The organism is Marinomonas epiphytica (genome assembly GCF_054780655.1).
Genome location: NZ_BAAGVX010000033.1, coordinates 187,232 through 205,488, shown reverse-complemented (window position 1 = coordinate 205,488; position 18,257 = coordinate 187,232). Strand labels below are relative to the sequence as shown.

Sequence of the window (18,257 nt, the reverse complement as noted above, 5' to 3'; positions counted from 1 at the left end):
CTTCAGCTAAACTTGGTGTTTTTTACGAGGCCACCTTTTACTTGCTAGTTTCATTAAGCGTTGAAATTTTGAACATTCTAAATGACTTGGCGCCTCGCAAGCTGCAACGTTCCTTAAACCATCTCTGACGGCCAACATCTGAGTAATTTGTTTATCTAACTCATCTGCTTTCTCTAACAATAACTTGCGGTCAATATCGACGTTATTGGTCAGTAGCATGCCACGTATTTCATCAAGGGATAGGCCGGCGCTGCGACCTAAAGCAATCAATGCAAGCCTATCAACAACCTTAGGAGAAAAATACCGTCGCAACCCTTTGCGTCCTAAGGGCGTATTGAGTTGCTTTTCCTCATAATAACGGATGGTAGATACCGGTATGTTTGCCGATTTTGCTACTTCGCCAATGTCCATGTTTGAGACTTCCTGAGCACAGTTATTTTGCTTAACCATACCGCTCTGGTAACGGGTTCACAAGGAGGGATAGAGTAATAAAAAATGAGGGAGTGCAGAGCCTAAGATGAAAGAGAATAAAGGTCGGAACATCATTTAAGAAAAGGGGATAAATTAAATGATGTTCCGCCGTTATTTATTGCTGGTAAATACCTAGAAATCTACGCTAAGTAGCATACCTGCAACACTTTGCTCTTCCTTTGTTGAGGTTTTAGGACCAGTACTCTTACCAGAAATATAGGTTCCTTTCTCTGTACCTGCCTCAACATAGAGTTTCACTAGCTTACTAAAGGCATAAGAAGCGCCAACGCCTTTACCAACATATTTTTCTTCACCTGCAACGCCATTGTCGATAGTTTCATAACCGGCATAAACGTTTAATTTATCGTTAACTTTATAAGATACGTTAAACTCTAAGCCTGTGGAGTCAAAATCTGTATCACTAGGGTCAACTTGATCAACACTCATTGAGCTGTATAAAGCTCCTAAAGTGGCTGGGCCTGCAAAATATTCGACTTGAGCTTGCCAAAAGTTAACTTTAGTTTCTTGTTCGAAGTTTTCTTCTTGCCCTATTCCTGCTTCGAACTGAAAGTCTCCAATCTTGGTTTTACCATATAAGGCAAGGCGTTTAGGAACCTCACCTTCATAGTCGTCCTCATCCGAAGTGCCTTCACTTTCAGATGCAATTGCATAAGAAGCAAGAAGATCAAAGTCGTCATGGTCATAGCCTAAAACCAAGGATTCAGCAAACTTTGTACCACTGCCGTCTTGTTCGCCAGAGGCTCGCCCTAGAGCCGCAATCTCGAAGGTATCAATACCCAATGGATCAATAGCGTCTTCTTGGTAGCCTGCGCGAGCCATGAAATCGCCAATTTTAACTCCCACCCAAGTTTGATCATTTTTGACATCATTCCCTTTATCGCTCTCTACAGTCCAGTCGGTGGCTGCAATGAAAGTGACTGTATCGTCGATTTTCCATTTAAAATCAAAGTCAAGGTCGTCAAAATTTGCTTCAACTTCTGTCCGCTGATCATTTCCTGAATTGTGAAGGATTTTTAAGTCGATATCACCGTTCATGTTGAGGGTAAGATCGTCTGTTTTAACAAGATCAAGAGCATAAGAAGAGGTGGATACGGCTGCAGCAATTGCTGTTAGTCCAAATGCAGTAACAAGCTTGGTAGCTTTCATTGAGATTTCCTCATTTTTATATTTATTGTTAGATAAACGTCTTAATTGTGTAAAAACTAAGAACAAAATTAATATATCATACAATACTACTTAATTATGTGTAATTTTTTGTAACTTGAAATAAGTTGTTTTAAATCAAGTGTTTACGGGGAAAAATAATAAGGCTTTATAGGGGGGCGGATAATTTTGGATAGTAGAAAAGTATGAGGTTGGTAAAAACCTCATACTTTTTAGGCACCTTAAAAAGGCGCGGTATGATCACTGATAACAGCAGGCGTTTGCCAACGTATTTTCGCGTCAAGAGGCTCTCTGGGAGTTCCTGGCATTGGAATGACACCTCGATCACCATACAGCCAAAGTACCAAGTTGGTTCTTTCTCCACTGGTAATTGGACGAGCCGCATGGGCAACATTACCTCTGTGTATCATGGCGCTACCCGGTGTAAAGTCGATGCTTTTCATATGACCTGTGCGGCTCTCGTAAAAGTCTACAGCCGATCCAGTAAACAGCTCATCTGGGAGATTGATATTAATATTTAAGGTGACCGACGAGGCATCCGTATGAGGGCGAAGTGAAGTATCCGTTGTCGGCTTATAGTTAATAGAAAAACCAAATGTCTGAGTGTCATAGCCCATTATTTCTGGAAATAATAGACGAGCAATCGGGCGCATATAGTCGTTTAAAAGGCTTTGATAAAGTGCTTGAAAGCTAGGGGCAGCCAGATAACCTTCTGAGCGTTTGTCTAGCATCGCACCACGGCGGTTTAAGGCAATGCCGTAAGGAGGTCGCAATGGAATGTTTGCATTCCAAACGCTCTCTAAATAATCCCTTAGCTCTGAGAGTCGTTCCACATCAAAAAACTGAGCTTGATACACATCTGGAACGACTTCTTCCCATAAATCCCGAACGTGGCTTTCTTTACTGGGATCTTGCCAAGCCATCTCAACTGCTTTACGCAATTTGGGATCGAGCAGTGATGTGTTGATGTTGCTGAAATTGTTTTCTTGCTGGGTTTCCCACTCTTGCCATGCTTGCGTGAGTAACTCTTGATTCGAAACCCAAAAATGTTGAACTGATGGCTCACGGTAAAGCATGGCTTCGCGGGAAGGAAGCGCTAAGCTTTGTGCTCTTACGAGTGCTTGATAAGTCATAATGTAACTCCCTTAGATCTGTGAATGTATGATTGTTAATTTAGGCGATTTGAAAGGGAGGATAAATAAGCGGACAGGCAAAAAACCTTTAATTATTTTTTATATAATTATGTATTATTGGATGGTTTTAATTAAATATAATTGAAAATAAAGTGACTCATTCGTCACCTTTAACGTGTTCTATTTCAGTGTTTAATAAGGGTGTGGGCAGCAAGAATTGCCTTGCTTTTAACAGGTTGCTAGTTGCTTTAACCAGTCTGTAAGGTCTCTAAGGGCTGGGTGGGGTTGTTGATTATCGGGGGCGACCAAGAAAAAACTTAGGCCTGTTGCAACCTGAGTATCGAATGGTATGGTGAGCTTTCCCTCCTTTAGTTCTTGCTGAATTAAGGTGACATCGGCCATGGCAATTCCTTGGCTATTAATAGCGGCTTGAATGGCGAGATCCATGGACTCAAAGTGTTGATTTTTGGTTGGTTGATCGCTGCTTGGTGCTGCTTCATTGTCTTTATGGCCTAACCAACAATCCCAATCTCTTTGATCAAACGTTGGGTGTAGCCAGCGATAATTGGCTAAATTCGTTAGTGTAAGTTCTGTAAGGTTATTTAAGTTAGGAGAGCAAACCGGTACTAACTTCTCAATAATTAAACAACTTTGGTTTTTAAAATTAACCTGTTCATCATAAACAATGGCGGCATCAAATGGGTCGCGGCTAAAATCCACTTTATTGCTGAAAGTCGTTGTTATTTCTATCTTGTGTTGAGGAAATTGTTGTTTGAATTGACTAAAAGAATGGAAAAACCAGCTCATAGTGCAAGTAGGAATTTTGAGTCTAAGAGGGCCTGATAACTCAATAGACGTACTCAAGGTGGCTTCTAAATCTTGTAAGTTCTTTTCGATAAGGGGTAAAAGAGTACCCCCTTTCTTGGTCAAACGTAACCCTCTGGCATGGCGTTGGAATAAAGCAAAACCTAAATAGTCTTCAAGAGCAGATATTTGTCGACTGATTGCACCTTGTGAAAGGTGCAATTCTTTCGCAGCATGCGTAAAACTAGGCTGGCGTGCTGTGACAACAAACGATTTTAAAGTGTTAAGAGGCGGTAGTCGTTTCATTCGATGATTGCTTTTATTTAAAATTAGCTATGCGTTTTTATCATAGGTCCTATGAAAATATTTCTCTACTTTAATTTTAGTGTCTGGTGTGAAATGAAACATTATTTTGCATTAGGATGAGACTATGCCGGTCGTTATAAAAAGTAAATTGCCCACGGTAGGCACAACAATTTTCTCAGTGATTGCCGATAAAATCGATCAGCACAACCCTATTAATTTAGCAAATGGGGCGCCTAACTTTGCTTGTTCAAAAGAGCTTGTAGATAAAACTCATTTAGCTATGCAAGCAGGACATAATCAGTATGCGCCCATGATAGGCTTGAAAGCTTTACGGGAACAAGTCGCTCACAAAGTGTTTGCTTTATACGGGCGTGAATACGACATTGAAAAAGAAGTCACTATTACCGCTAGTGCCAGTGAAGCTCTTTACGCCAGTATTTCTGCTTTGGTTCATCCAGGCGATGAAGTTATTTATATTGAGCCTGCATTTGATAGCTATGCGCCAGTAGTTGAGTTGCAAGGAGCGAAAGCCATAGGAATCCCTCTAAACCCCGTTGATTTTCGTATCGACTGGCAAAGAGTAGGGGCCGCTCTGAACAGTAAGACTCGTATGATTATTATTAATACGCCTCATAACCCAACAGGGCAAGTATTAGATCATAAAGACATTGAAGAGCTTACTGCCTTAGTCAAGGACACCGATATTATTATACTCTCCGACGAAGTTTATGAGCATGTGGTGTTCGATCAGCGTGAGCATTTAAGTATGTCACGCTTCCCAGAGTTGGCAGAGCGTAGCGTAGTAGTAGGCTCATTTGGGAAGACTTTTCATGTAACGGGTTGGCGAATTGGTCATTGTATTGCCCCACAGGAAATCATGAGCGAACTTCGAAAAGTACATCAGTTTTTAATGTTCTCTGCTGATACGCCAATGCAATACGCGTTGGCCGATTACATGAAGGATGCAGATACTTATTTGCATCTAGCCAAATTCTACCAAAATAAAAGAGACACCTTGTTAACCCATTTGTCTGGTTCTAATTTGACACTTTACCCGTCGCAAGGCTCATTTTTTGTATTGGCAAACTATTCAAACATCTCTGATGAAAAAGACAGTGATTTTGTTCAGCGTCTGATCACCGATCACAAAGTCGCTGCAATACCGCTTTCTTCTTTCTATCGCGACGGCACGGATCATAGATGCATTCGTTTATCCTTTGCTCGTGATGAAACTACGTTAATTCAAGGCGCTAAAGCCTTGTCTCAGCTCTAAATCAAAAACAATATCATAATAGGGGGGTACAATGGCACAAGAACATTCGTCTAATAGTCATGGGAAGCAAGAAGAGGAAAGGTCTGCTTGGCGATTTATTATTCCATCTTTGGTTGGGGTATTGATGTTTCTGATCCCTATCACAGTGGAAGGAAATATCACTATCGGAATTGGTTGGCTTGCAGATACGATTAAAGTCTTACTCTCCAGTGTTTTGGTTCCATTCATTACCTACTTAACTTTACTTGCTGGTGTGGTTACCTTACTGGTTAAGTTGTTTATCGGGCATCAAGATAATGGGGCTCAAAATAAACTTCTGGCCATTTTTCAGGTCAATTGGACTTGGACATTAATACGCTTTATCGGTGGTATTTTCGCAGTAATGACTTTTCACAAAGTCGGTATCGATTGGGTATTTAATGCCTATACGGGAGGCGTGATACTGACTGAGTTAGCGCCAACTATTTTTATTTATTTGGCAGTCTCGGTATTTTTTCTACCTGTGCTAACAGATTATGGTCTCATGGAGTTCGTGGGTACTTTTCTGCAAAAGATCTTTCAAAAAGTGTTTCGATTACCAGGGCGTTCGGCTGTTGATGTACTCGCATCGTGGATGGGAGCAGGTACAGTGGGCGTACTCATTACGTCTTCTCAATATGATAAAGGCTACTACAGTCAGAGAGAAGCCGCGGTAGTGGCAACTAACTTTTCTATTGTTTCTGTCGCCTTTTGCTTGGTCATTGCAAAATTTGTGAATATTGAGCACTTATTTATTCCGTATTACATCAGTGTGTGCGTGGCGGGAATCATTGCGGCTATTATCGTGCCCCGTTTGCCGCCTTTGTCAAAAATTCCAATGGCGTACTATAACAATCAAAATTTTGCAGAAACGATTGAGCCTGAGAAGGGGAAACGTTTTGAGATTGCTTTAAATAAAGCCTGTAAACGAGCTGCGCAGGCACCGAGTTTGGCTGCGCAATTTAAAACTGCTTGCCTGAATGTCGTGGATATCTGGATGGGGTTATTTCCTGCAGTAATGGCCATCGGCACAGTGGCGCTGATGGTTAATGAGTTCACAGCCATTTTTCAGTGGTTGTCTTATCCGTTCATTTTCATTCTAGAAGTGTTGCAATTGCCTGAAGCAACAGCCGCTGCACCTGCAATGATCGTAGGCTTTGCAGATATGTTTTTACCGGCTGTTATAGGTAAAGGCATAGAGTCTGAATTGACTCGATTTGTCATAGCTGGTATCTCAGTGACTCAACTGATTTACATGTCTGAGGTGGGTGTATTGATTTTAAAATCGAATATCTCTCTCAATCTAAAACAGCTTTTCATAGTCTTTATATTAAGAACATTGGTATGCTTGCCGGTACTTGCTCTATTAGGACACTTGTTGGTTGGCTAATAAAATGGGGCGTAAGCCAATTAAGCGGGCTTATTCCCCATAGTGTTAAATGTTTTTAATAACCTTAAGCAGTTTGGGCTGAGGTGTCTTTTTCAAGGTACTTACCCAGCGCACTGACCAAAGTGTGATGTTCTAAAATGGTCAGTGCATCCTGTTCCAATAACTGAGTTTGTAATTCAATCACTTTGTCATTATGACGAATTTGCCAATCTGAGTAGACCCATGACCTATTCGGTTGGTTGTTTCTTGCGAGAGAAGACGCAGGGTTCAGCTGTGCTAAATGCCATCCGTATAAGGTCTTATTTTGAGTAAGCCTTTCTATTGCTGGTAGCGTTTTTGGCGGTGGCGCAGAGTCACTGAACCTATTTAATAGGCTAACAATAGTCGATGAATGCTTTTCTTCAGGGGCTCTTAAAAGGCCAAGCTTAGCAATCAGGTTACCTCGTTTACTCCCACCACTTAACCAAGACAACGGCATGGATAGCATTAAGCCAAAGGTAATGGGTAAAGACCAATAAAAAAGCTCGGTACTTAGCGTTAACGTGCCTAAAGCCAGGGCGATACCGAGCAAAGTATGATTACGGTGTGCTTGCCACACGGTCAACCATGAATTTGCACCGTCATCCCGAGACTGTGGCCGCCAGCCGCTGTCTTGTCCCCGTAAAATGTCACACACAACTTGAAATTGTGAAAGCATCATGATTGGAGCGTACAAAGCAGAGAGTACTACTTCGGCTAAAGTGCTAAGAGTTAATAGAATGGGGCCCCCAAATGCCTTACAAAGTCTGATTTTTAATAACGCATTGAGCCAACCATAAAGCTTAGGCGCGAGTACCAAAAACATTGATAATGCAAAAAGGGCTCGTGCTCTTTCAAAATCAAACACCGGCCAAGTAGGGAATAAAGATGGATTGGCAAAATATTCTGGACGCACAAAATAAGCTTGGATGGCGAGGGTAAAGCCAACGAGAATGAGCATAAACCAGAAAACCGCACTTAAGTACGACATAATGCCCGAAAGCAAGTGAATACGGCTCGCAAAGTGAAAACCTTGGGCAGTGACAAACGCCTTATGCTGTAAGTTTCCCTGGCACCAGCGGCGATCTCGCACAATGACATCAATCAACGACGGTGGCGCTTCTTCATACGAGGTCTGAATATCAAGGTCAAAACGCACCCCCCAACCAGCTCTACGCAATAAGGCGGCTTCCATAAAGTCATGACTCATCACGTGCCCACCAAAGGGAGCCTTGCCTTTTAAAATAGGTAGGCCACAGGCCTGAGCGAAAGCCTGAGTACGAATGATGGCGTTGTGCCCCCAAAAGTTTGAGGCTTCCCCATGCCAAGCGGCTAAGCCCGCTGCATAAATCGGTCCAAAACAATGATTAGCAAATTGCTGAATGCGCCCATATAAGGTGTTGGCTCGGATTAAGGTGGGTAAGGTTTGAATCAAGCCCAGTGAGGGGGTAGCAGCCATTCTGCGGCTTAACGTTAATAGGCTTTCTGCGCTCATCAAACTGTCAGCATCAAGTACAATCATGCAGTCGTAATCGCCACCAAAGCGGGTTACCCAATCAGCAATGTTGCCCGCTTTTCTTTCTTGGTTGTTGTGCCTACGTCGATAATAAATAGGGCAAGCTTGCTTATCGTGATTGACTAAAGGGTAAAACGTTTCTTCCTCTGCTAACCAAGCATCGGCTTGGTTAGTATCGCTTAGAATGAAAAAGGCAAACTTTCCTGCTGCCTTAGCGACTAGGTCTGAATGCATGGCTTCTATACTGGCCCGGATCCGAGTAGGGTCTTCATTGTACACGGGCAGTAAAATAGCGGTTACGCCGTCGGCTTCTTGTTCTTTATACTTGGCTTTAAATGGCCAAAGTTGATACAGCATACCAAGCGTGGCTTGTGAAAAAGCAAAGGCTATCCAGCTAAAATTCAAACAGAACAGCAACCAAAAGAGCCATTGTAATGATGAAATACTGTTTGTGCTGAGCACCAAGTACATTTCTCTTGCGCCATAGTAAGTCAGACCAACAGACATCATGACAATCCAGATACGCGCAAGTAAAGTAGACACCTTAATGCTAGAAGCGTTCGAAGCCTGACGAGGTTCATTTACTTCATGTCTGGGCATGGCTAAGGGGGCTGTTTTAGGAAGAGCATAAGCCTTGTTTAGGTGAGGCAATGTCATTATTCCTCCTTCAACCAGCGGTACAGCCATGTAGGCGCAATCTTCTTGCCCTTATGTTTTAACTGCATCCTAAGTTCAGAAACATCCGCACCTTCAGGGTCAAAGGTGAGATACACCCGTAGACCTTGGTTAAAAGGGTGCTTAACGACCAGTGTTTCTAAAATTTTGCCTTGGTTGATGTTTGCTTCTACTGCAACCTCTTGGGGGTTAATGTTTGCAAGCTTATTGATATCGATAACGACCTCAGGATGCTGACCAAATAGCTTTGTCCCCTTTGCAGAGCGGACAATTTTAGGTTTGTTTAATTCTACGGGAGTGTCGTTTGACCAAGTCATCAGGTAATCATAATGATAAGACTGGCCTTGCTTGAAGCCATCTTTAGGTTGCCAAAAGGCTACAATATTATCGTTTGATTCGGCGTCTGATGGGATCTCAACTAATTCGACGTGACCATTGCCCCAATCATTTAATGGTTTGATCCAAGCGGAAGGTCTAGATTCATAACGGGCTTCTAGGTCTTGATAATCGTAAAAAGATCTTTGTCGCTGAATGAGGCCAAAGCCTTTTGGCGATTGGTCTGAAAATGCACTCACTTGAAGGTTTTGAGGGTTGTTAAGAGGGCGCCAGAGCATTTCTCCTTGTCCGGTTAGAATCTGCAACCCTTCTGAGTCGTGTACCGCAGGACGATAGTCTGGAATGTCTGAGAGATCAAGTGCGTTATTGTGCATGAACATAGATGTGAGTGGAGCGACTCCTACATGGTCTAGATCGACTCTAGGAAAAAGGGTGGACTTCACTTCCACTCGGGTTGGTTTGCCAGGGTAAATACCGAATCGGTAAGCCCCCGTGACACTGTTGCTGTCTAACAATGCGTGGACAACAATCGCTTCTTGTGAAGAAGAAGGGCGTTCAATCCAAAACTGTTTAAACATAGGAAACTCTTCTCCTTTTGGCTGGGCAACATTGACTGCCAAACCGCGAGCAGAGAGGCCATAGTTTTGACCTTTTGAAACGGCTCTAAAGTAGCTAGCACCTTGGAAAACAATAAATTCATCATTGTAATCTTCTCGGTTAATTGGGTAATGCAAACGCAAGCCAGCATATTTACCCACCTTCGAGATCAATTGGGCAATGCTTTCGTCGGGAGTAGAAAATGAATCGGCTGACATGGTGAGAGGAAACGCTTGACCATTTTCAACCACATTGATGGAAACTAGGTCCTTGAAAAGAAACCCAGGTGCAAACAGCTGTACGGAGAATTTGGTAGGTGTATTGCCCCAAACTGCCTGGTTTTGTTCAAAGTTAATTTTGCGGTAAGTGCTGTAGTCCATATCTATTAGGGCTTGTGGGGCTTTATCCGCGGCTTGCATGGGTTTTTGCGCCAGTTGCTCGGCAAGCTCAACAACATACTGATGATTAAAAGCATAGCGAGCTTGCTCTAGTTCGACTGGCTTATCTAGCAAAGTGGTTGCGCTGTCCTCTGCGGCATATAGGGCACTCGTGTAAGAGCCTGCGCTCACTAAAAAAGAGGCACACAAGGTACTGGCATGTTTGTGTAACCAAGATTTTGTGGAATTAGAGTGTCTTAATAAGTCCATTAATGGAATCTCTCTGCTGTTTATAATCGGTTCAGCTATGATAAAGAAATCCAAGCAAAGATTGAGTCAGTACAGGTTCAGCAAAGTAAAAAGAATAAGGAGGGATTCTAAAAATGAAAAAATCTGCAGCCTGTGACCAAACTGCAGATTTTTAATAGATAACGTGCTGATTAAAGCGTGAAAGGACGGTCGCCCGTTTCGTCTTTAATACGGGTCGGTAGCCCCATGTCGTTTAGCAAAGCTAGGAACGGCTTAGGATCAAGCTGTTCAACATTGCGCATTTCTTGGCTATCCCAAGTGCCGTTGGCAACTAACAAGGCCGCCGCCACTGGAGGAACCCCAGCGGTATAGGAGATACCTTGACTACCTACTTCGTTATAAGCGTCTTTGTGGTCCGCGACATTGTAGATGAAGACTTCTTTTTCCTCACCGTCTTTTATGCCTTTAACAACATCACCAATACAGGTTTTACCTGTGTATTCAGGGGCTAATGAAGATGGATCAGGTAGAACCGCTTTCACTACTTTAAGAGGCACAACTTCTAGGCCTTCAGCGGTCTTCACTGGCTGTTCAGAGAGTAGGCCAAGGTTTTTAAGAACAGTGAAAACATTAATGTAGTGCTCACCAAACCCCATCCAGAAACGAACATTCGGAACATCAAGGTTCTGTGAGATGGAGTGAATTTCGTCATGGCCTGTCATGTAAGCCGTTTGTTTACCCACAACAGGTAGGTCGTCAGTACGGCTAATTTCAAACATCTTGTTCTCTTGCCAAGCACGGTTTTGCCAAGAGTAGACGCGGCCAGTAAATTCGCGGAAGTTGATCTCAGGGTCAAAGTTAGTGGCAAAATATTTACCGTGACTGCCCGCGTTAATATCAATGATGTCGATATCACTTACAGAGTCAAAGTAGTCGTTGTACGCAAGGGCCGCATAGGCATTTACCACACCTGGATCAAAGCCCACTCCAAGAATGGCGGTGATGCCTTTTTCTTTACAACGATCACGGCGTTTCCATTCGTAGTTGGCGTACCAAGGTGGTGTTTCACAAATTTTGGTTGGGTCTTCATGAATGGCTGTGTCTAGGTAAGCCGCGCCAGTTTCAATACAGGCTTCAAGGACCGACATGTTAATAAAGGCCGAGCCAACATTAATAACGATTTGGGAGTCTGTTTCATTAATAAGTTGAACTGTGGCAGCAACATCTAATGCATCTAGGGCGTATGCTTGAATGCGACCCTCAACTTTTAAACTGCCTTTTTCTAAGACACTGGCTACAATATCGTCGCATTTCGAAACACTACGCGAAGCAATGGCAATATTGCCCAGTGTGTCATTGTGTTGGGCGCATTTGTGAGCTACTACGCGAGCCACACCCCCGCCTCCAATGATGAGTACATTTTTTTTCATAAGATTTAAATCTCCAGTTGATATGAGTATCTAAGATAAGTTGGACTTAAAGTCGCTGTAATCAAACTCACGGACGAGTTCTATTGTTCCATCTAGCTGTTTGATCGCAATGGATGGCATCTTGACACCATTGAACCAGTTTTTCTTCACCATAGTGTAGCCAGCCGCATCTTGGAAAGACAGGCGATCCCCAACTTGCAATGGTTTGTCAAAATGAAATTCACCAAAAATATCACCTGCTAAACATGATTTTCCGCAAATCATATAAGGGTATTGGCCATTGGATGGAGACATTTTTGCCTGTTCCCGATAAATCAGTAGATCGAGCATATGGGCTTCAATAGAACTGTCTACTATGGCCAATTCTTTACCATTGTAAAGTGTGTCTAAAACAGTCACCTCCAAGCTAGTACTATTCGTAATAGCGGCTTCGCCAGGCTCTAAATACACCTGCACCTGGTATGTGTCTGCAAATTGTTTGAGGCGTTGGCAAAAGCGTTCTAGTGGGTAGTTTTCGCCGGTAAAGTGAATGCCACCACCTAAACTGACCCAGCTAACCTGCTTTATAAGGTGGCCAAATCGAGACTCTATGTGAGTGAGCATTTCGTCGAAGCGGTCAAAGTTATCGTTTTCACAGTTGTTGTGGAACATGAAGCCTGAAATCTGCTCCATTACGCCAGCAATTTTTTCAGGGTCCCATTCACCTAAGCGACTAAAAGGTCGCGCAGGGTCAGCAATAATAAACTCAGACGTGCTGACTTGCGGGTTGACCCGTAAACCACGTGTTTTACCTTCACTCTGCTGGGCAAAACGCTCGAGCTGGCCAATAGAGTTGAAAATGATTTTATCAGAATGAGCCAACACTTCTTCGATTTCATTATCAGCATAGGCAACGCTGTAAGCATGGGTTTCCCCTTGAAACGTTTGCTTGCCGAGTTTTACCTCATATAAAGAAGATGACGTGGTGCCATCCATATAGTCTTGCATGAGATCAAACACGGACCAAGTCGCAAAGCACTTCAGGGCAAGTAACGACTTAGCTCCAGACTCGCGTCTAACAGTAGCAATTTTTTCCAGATTGTTAAGCAAACTGGCTTTATCTATAAGGTAATAAGGCGTTTGAATCATGGCAACGAGTCCGAGTTTGAAAGGCGTGTATTCTAGGCAAAGCAGTAGGCTATTTCTAGTCTAAATCTAGCTCAATATGACCCTTTATGATGACATTTCGTAAGAGTGAAAATAATATTCCTTGAGATATTACAAAGGGGCACTAAAATGCACCGCTCAGACAAAATCAGTCATAAGGTCATAGGAAAATAGTATGTGGATGTTGCTGCTCGGGCTAGGTATTTTTTTCGTTTCTCACTCAATACGTTTAGTGTTGCCCAATTGGCAAACAATGGCTCAGACCAAGAGGGGCTTGATTAGTTGGAAGTTTCGTTTTGGCATGATCTCAGTCTTAGCATTAGGCTTAATTGTGAATGGTTTTGTCCAAATGAGATTGGATCCGATCTGGCTTTGGTATCCACCTATTTGGACCTATCATCTTGCTTGGTTGCTTATGTTAGTCGCTTTGTTCTGTGTCGGCAGTGCCATGAGCCCTAACTCTTTCATCAAAGCTAAGTTGGGTTACCCTATGTTGCTTGCTACTAAGGTGTGGGCTTTTGCGCACCTGATTACTAATGGCACATTGGGCGATGTGATCTTATTTGCGAGTTTCTTAGCTTGGTCAACACTGTGTTTTGTGGTGTATCGTCGCCGTGACCGTTTGCACTCTAAAACAACGAATTCTGTTATTTCATGGCAGGCGAATTTACTGGCTCTCTCTTTTGCCATCGTGGCTTGGGGTGGAATTGCTTTCGTATTACATGAACGCGTGATAGGCGTTTCCCCGATTATTCTATAAGCGTTCTATTTCCTCGTTATCTATTTACATGACACTTTTAGCGGCAGAGTAAAAACATGAATTGTGGCTTTGATTACGGCACTTCAAATTGCGCCTTAGGCGTAATGTCAGCAGGGCAGGTTAATTTATTAACACTGGAAGAAAACAAGTGTTTTTTGCCATCTGCACTTTATGCCTTAGATAGAGACTTTATTACAGAAGCGGTGGCTCAATCCATTCAAGGTGACGCCACTCGCCAAGAATATGTTGCTAGTCGCAGGGCCGTGCTGTCAAGGGCTCAGCGCTTTCGTCGTGAAGAAGATATTCAGGCGCAGGATAAGACTCTTTTTTACGGTCGCCAAGCATTTTCTGAATACTATCAGTGGCCTGATGAGGGCTATTTTGTAAAATCCCCTAAGTCGTTTCTTGGCGGAAGTGGTTTGCGTACTGAGCACATAGCTTTTTTTGAAGATGTAGTGGCCGCTATGATGCTGAATGTTAAACAGCGAGCTCAACAGCATTTAGCCACTCCTTTGACGCATGCTGTAATCGGCAGGCCGGTTAATTTCCAAGGTGTCAATGCTCAAACGAGCAATCAGCAAGCCTTGCAAATTCTGACCTGCGCCGCCCATCGGGTGGGTTTTAAAGAGGTTGAGTTTCTCTATGAACCTATTGCAGCAGGGTTGCATTTTGAGCAAGAGCTACAACAAGACCAGATTGTATTAGTGGTCGATATAGGTGGTGGGACCACCGATTGCGCCATGGTTCAAATGGGCCCAAGCTTTGTTAACAAGCTTGATCGCACAGAAGATTTTCTAGGTCATACAGGTGAACGTATTGGGGGAAATGACCTAGATATTCGCATAGCAGGAAAGCATTTGATGCCGTTATTAGGAATGGAGTCTGAGCTCAAGACTGGCTTACCTATGCCCACGCAAATCTATTGGAATGCGATTACCACCAATGATGTTACAGCGCTGGCCGATTTTAACAGCTTGGCAACAGCTGACCAGTTAGAGCAGCTTAGATTGGATGCGAAAGAGCCAAAGCTAGTAGAGCGCTTTAGCCGAGTAAGAAAGGAAAAGCTAAATTACCGAATAGTACGAGACGCTGAACAAGGGAAAATTGCCTTGTCTGATAGTCAAACGCATCAGCTTACACTGGATTATATTGAGTCGGCTCTAAGCCAAACCTTGATTCGAGAGGAGGTGAGTCAATCCATACAGCCACAGCTAAGCAGGATGTTAGTGTTGATGCAAGAGGCAATTAAGCAAGCTGGTTGCGGCCCAGACTGTATTTATATAACAGGAGGGTCAGCCAAATCCCCCATTATTCGCGCAGCTGTGCAACAAGCGATAGGCAATATTCCCGTGTTAGATGGAGACCACTTTGGTAGTGTGGCATCGGGATTGACCGTTTGGGCAGACCGACTTTTTAAATAGTGTTATCCGTCGCTTAAAAAGCACTTCATATGACAATGCCCCTTCATATCGGACTGTCTTACTGACCGATTTGGGGCGTTTTTTTTCTCCTGCCCCGAGCTGGTTCATACGGACCACGCTGTTGATGTTTTATTAGACTGCTTAATTATTATATAACTTATTGATTGTATTGAATTAAAAAAATATTTGGTCAAATTGGTCAAATTGGTTCGATTGTTGCTAAATGTTTTATATTGGTTCAATTGTTTCAAATTAGTTCAAAGGCAGGAAAAATGAGCATTAAAAAACTATTAACGTGTGCCATGGTGGCATGCCTCTCTTTTGTTTCTCTAAACTCACAAGCTAATCAACTGGAAGCCATTCAAGATGCGGGTGTCTTGAAGGTTGCGGTACCACAAGATTTTCCGCCATTTGGCTCCGTTGGTTCCGATTTTCATCCTCAAGGCTATGACATTGATATGGCCAAATACTTGGCGAAAGAACTCGATGTGAAGTTAGAGCTTGTACCTGTTACCAGCGCAAACCGTATCCCTTACCTACAAACGCGTAAAGTTGACCTTGTTATTTCAAGCTTGGGTAAAAACCCAACTCGTGAAAAAGCCATAGATTTCAGTGACGCCTATGCGCCTTTCTTCCTTGGGGTGTTTGGTAATGCAGATGAAAAAGTTACGGCTGTTGACGATTTAGCGGGCAAAACAGTGGCCGTAACCCGTGGTTCAGTAGAAGATCTTGAGCTAAGTAAATTAGCCCCTGAGTCAGCGACGATTCAACGTTATGAAGACAATAATGCTACTTTGTCTGCTTATTTGTCTTCACAAGTTAGCTTGATCGCAACAGGTAACCTTGTAGTGACTGAAATAGCTACACGTTTTCCTAATAAAGCCCCAGAGACCAAGTTCTTATTGAAAAATTCACCTTGTTACATAGGTGTCATGAAGGGTGACACTGAGCTATTAGCAAAAGTAAACAGCCTAGTTGCTAAGGCTAAGTCAACAGGTGTTCTGGAAGGCTTATCACAAACTTGGCTGAAAGCTGCTTTCCCAGCAGACTTATAAGAATAGCTGTTAATAAGGACGGTTAGATGAGCTACAGTCTGAACTTTGCAGGACTGCTACCCTACCTACCAAACTTTATTGACGGGTTACTGATGACGGTGCAACTCACCGTCATCTCTACCTTTCTAGGGTTAGTGGTGGGCACTTACTGCGCAATTGGGCGTATGTCCCAACCTAAGTTGTTAACTGGCATGTGTGCAGTGTATGTTGAGGTGATTCGTAATACACCTTTCATTATTCAGTTATTTTTTATTTTTTTTGGCTTGCCTGTGCTTGGCCTTAAGTTTACCGCTTGGCAAGCAGGTCTTCTTGCTCTTGTACTTAATCTTGGGGCGTACAGTGCAGAAATCATTCGTGCAGGTATTGAAGCTTCGCCTAAAGGACAGTGGGAAGCTGGAAAAACACTGGGCTTGAGTCGTTGGCAAATTTATCATCATGTAATTTTACCTCCTGCCTACATTAAGGTTTATCCAGCACTAGTCAGTCAGTGCATTATTGTTATGTTGGGGTCTGCGGTCGTGTCGCAGATTTCAGTTGCGGAGCTCACCTTTGCCGCTAACTTTGTGCAATCAAGAAGCTTCTTAAGTTTTGAGTCTTATATGGTGACGGCTCTAGTGTATTTACTGTTGGCCATTTTAATGCGTAAAGCGTTCGCTTTAATAAAACGTATTTTGTTTAAGTCCACGAGTGTCTAGGGAGTCGTTATGGCCTATTTTTCCGATTGGGATATTTTAAGAAATTTGTTACTAGCCGCACGCTGGACACTACTATTGTCTCTACTTGCCTTTATTGGTGGCGGCTTAGTTGGCTTATTGCTGACTTTATTACGAAGTATGCGAATCAGTTTGTTGAGTAAGCTGGTGGCTTTATATGTGGAGCTTTTTCAAGGCATACCATTGCTGATGCAACTGTTTTTGACCTTTTTTGGATTGTCTTTGCTGGGCTTGGAAGTGGACGCATGGACTGCGGCTATTTTATCACTCACTCTATTCAGCAGTGCTTTTTTGCATGAAATATGGCGTGGTTGTATCGATGCATTACCCAAAGGCCAATGGGAAGCTTGTCGTACTTTAGGGTTCACTTACTTACAAACCATGCGAGAAGTCATTATCCCACAGGCGGTAAAAATCGCCATTGCGCCGACGGTAGGCTTCTCGGTGCAGATTGTAAAGGGGACTGCCTTGGCATCCATTATAGGCTTTGTAGAGCTTACCAAAGCTGGCACCATGCTAAATAATGCAACGTTTCAGCCTTTTAAAGTCTTTGCCATAGTGGCAATTTTGTATTTTCTAATGTGTTTCCCGCTGTCTGTAATGGCGCGTTATCTGGAGAGAAAAAATCATGTCAGTCGTTAGTGTCGATCAGGTGCATAAATACTATGGTGAAAACCATGTTTTAAAAGGCATTGATTTAAAAGTAGAAGCTGGAGAAGTAATTTCTATTATTGGTCGAAGCGGCTCAGGAAAAAGCACCTTGTTACGCTGTATGAACGGTCTAGAAGTATTTCAAGAGGGTGCGATTGTGGTCGACAATCAAGCGGTTGAAGACGACGAATTTAAATTGCGCCAGCTCAGTCAAAGTGTTGGCATGGTGTTTCAAAGTTTTAATCTGTTTCCTCATAAAACGGTAGGGGAAAACGTGATGCTAGCGCCTAAATTGGTGTTGAAAAAATCACCTGAAGCATGCCGAGAAAGTGCAAAAGCATTGCTCGAAAAAGTGGGTTTGGCAGACAAGTTTGATGCCTACCCTGGTAATTTATCAGGTGGACAGCAGCAGCGTGTAGCCATTGCTCGTTCTTTGGCTATGTCGCCAAAGGTCTTGCTTTGTGATGAGATTACCTCAGCCCTTGACCCTGAACTGGTTGAAGAAGTGTTAAAAGTGCTTGAGCAGTTAAAAAAAGAAGGTATGACCTTGATCTTAGTGACTCATGAAATGAACTTTGCTCGCAATGTAGGGGATAGGGTAATTTTTATGAACCAAGGGAAAATATGGGAAAGCGGCCCAAGCGATGAGGTGTTTGCAAATCCTCAAACAACTGAACTAAAAAGTTTTTTATCTGCTGTTATATGATGAAGCTTTAATGGGCTTAATTTTTAT

The 18,257-nt window shown here is 43.0% G+C and carries 16 protein-coding genes; 8 read left to right on the top strand and 8 right to left on the bottom strand.

The genetic code is table 11. The features are described from left to right. Positions 1–6: 6 nt before the first annotated feature. The 4 genes from ACYVGZ_RS11245 to ACYVGZ_RS11230 form a co-directional block, all read right to left on the bottom strand. Positions 7–450, bottom strand: coding sequence for a helix-turn-helix domain-containing protein (locus tag ACYVGZ_RS11245; RefSeq protein ID WP_460755424.1), 444 nt, complete (start codon positions 448–450; stop codon positions 7–9). A 153-nt stretch (positions 451–603) separates the two neighbouring features. Then, positions 604–1,638 (bottom strand): porin, encoded by a 1,035-nt coding sequence (locus ACYVGZ_RS11240; RefSeq protein ID WP_460755422.1) that lies wholly within the window; start codon positions 1,636–1,638, stop codon positions 604–606. A gap of 239 nt (positions 1,639–1,877) precedes the next feature. Then, positions 1,878–2,789 (bottom strand): 2OG-Fe(II) oxygenase, encoded by a 912-nt coding sequence (locus ACYVGZ_RS11235; RefSeq protein ID WP_460755419.1) that lies wholly within the window; start codon positions 2,787–2,789, stop codon positions 1,878–1,880. Positions 2,790–3,017: 228 nt separating this feature from the next. Continuing rightward, positions 3,018–3,899, bottom strand: coding sequence for a LysR substrate-binding domain-containing protein (locus ACYVGZ_RS11230; protein WP_460755417.1), 882 nt, complete (start codon positions 3,897–3,899; stop codon positions 3,018–3,020). A gap of 124 nt (positions 3,900–4,023) precedes the next feature. Between ACYVGZ_RS11230 and ACYVGZ_RS11225 the strand changes: the two genes are divergently transcribed. Together ACYVGZ_RS11225 and ACYVGZ_RS11220 are read left to right on the top strand one after the other, a co-directional pair. After that, positions 4,024–5,172 carry a methionine aminotransferase gene (locus ACYVGZ_RS11225; RefSeq protein WP_460755414.1) on the top strand — a complete coding sequence of 383 codons (1,149 nt, stop codon included), beginning with the start codon at positions 4,024–4,026 and terminating at the stop codon, positions 5,170–5,172. Positions 5,173–5,203: 31 nt separating this feature from the next. Further along, positions 5,204–6,580, top strand: coding sequence for a YjiH family protein (locus tag ACYVGZ_RS11220; protein WP_460755412.1), 1,377 nt, complete (start codon positions 5,204–5,206; stop codon positions 6,578–6,580). Between the two features lie 64 nt (positions 6,581–6,644). Here the strand turns inward: ACYVGZ_RS11220 and mdoH are convergent, their stop codons facing one another. The 4 genes from mdoH to nspC form a co-directional block, all read right to left on the bottom strand. Next, a complete protein-coding gene (gene mdoH / locus ACYVGZ_RS11215) occupies positions 6,645–8,771 on the bottom strand; it encodes a glucans biosynthesis glucosyltransferase MdoH (RefSeq protein ID WP_460755409.1) in 2,127 nt (708 codons plus the stop codon). Beyond that, positions 8,771–10,369, bottom strand: a complete 1,599-nt coding sequence (locus tag ACYVGZ_RS11210; RefSeq protein WP_460755406.1) for a glucan biosynthesis protein G — start codon at positions 10,367–10,369, stop codon at positions 8,771–8,773. The genes mdoH and ACYVGZ_RS11210 overlap by 1 nt, the downstream gene beginning before the upstream one ends. Positions 10,370–10,539: 170 nt before the next feature. After that, positions 10,540–11,778: a saccharopine dehydrogenase family protein gene (locus ACYVGZ_RS11205; RefSeq protein ID WP_460755404.1), complete on the bottom strand. Its 1,239-nt coding sequence runs from the start codon at positions 11,776–11,778 to the stop codon at positions 10,540–10,542. 30 nt (positions 11,779–11,808) lie between these two features. After that, a complete protein-coding gene (nspC, locus tag ACYVGZ_RS11200; protein WP_460755401.1) occupies positions 11,809–12,906 on the bottom strand; it encodes a carboxynorspermidine decarboxylase in 1,098 nt (365 codons plus the stop codon). Positions 12,907–13,099: 193 nt separating this feature from the next. Between nspC and ACYVGZ_RS11195 the strand changes: the two genes are divergently transcribed. The 6 genes from ACYVGZ_RS11195 (at position 13,100) to ACYVGZ_RS11170 (ending at position 18,230) form a co-directional block, all read left to right on the top strand. Continuing rightward, complete coding sequence (locus ACYVGZ_RS11195; RefSeq protein WP_460755398.1) at positions 13,100–13,684, top strand: NnrU family protein; 585 nt, start codon at positions 13,100–13,102, stop codon at positions 13,682–13,684. 56 nt (positions 13,685–13,740) lie between these two features. Further along, positions 13,741–15,105 (top strand): molecular chaperone, encoded by a 1,365-nt coding sequence (gene yegD, locus ACYVGZ_RS11190; protein ID WP_460755395.1) that lies wholly within the window; start codon positions 13,741–13,743, stop codon positions 15,103–15,105. Positions 15,106–15,377: 272 nt separating this feature from the next. After that, positions 15,378–16,160 carry a transporter substrate-binding domain-containing protein gene (locus ACYVGZ_RS11185; RefSeq protein ID WP_460755392.1) on the top strand — a complete coding sequence of 261 codons (783 nt, stop codon included), beginning with the start codon at positions 15,378–15,380 and terminating at the stop codon, positions 16,158–16,160. 26 nt (positions 16,161–16,186) lie between these two features. Further along, positions 16,187–16,855: an amino acid ABC transporter permease gene (locus ACYVGZ_RS11180; protein ID WP_460755389.1), complete on the top strand. Its 669-nt coding sequence runs from the start codon at positions 16,187–16,189 to the stop codon at positions 16,853–16,855. A 9-nt stretch (positions 16,856–16,864) separates the two neighbouring features. Then, complete coding sequence (locus tag ACYVGZ_RS11175; protein ID WP_460755386.1) at positions 16,865–17,515, top strand: amino acid ABC transporter permease; 651 nt, start codon at positions 16,865–16,867, stop codon at positions 17,513–17,515. Next, positions 17,502–18,230, top strand: a complete 729-nt coding sequence (locus ACYVGZ_RS11170; RefSeq protein WP_460755384.1) for an amino acid ABC transporter ATP-binding protein — start codon at positions 17,502–17,504, stop codon at positions 18,228–18,230. Before ACYVGZ_RS11175 ends, ACYVGZ_RS11170 begins: the two co-directional genes overlap by 14 nt. The last annotated feature ends 27 nt before the right edge of the window (positions 18,231–18,257 follow it).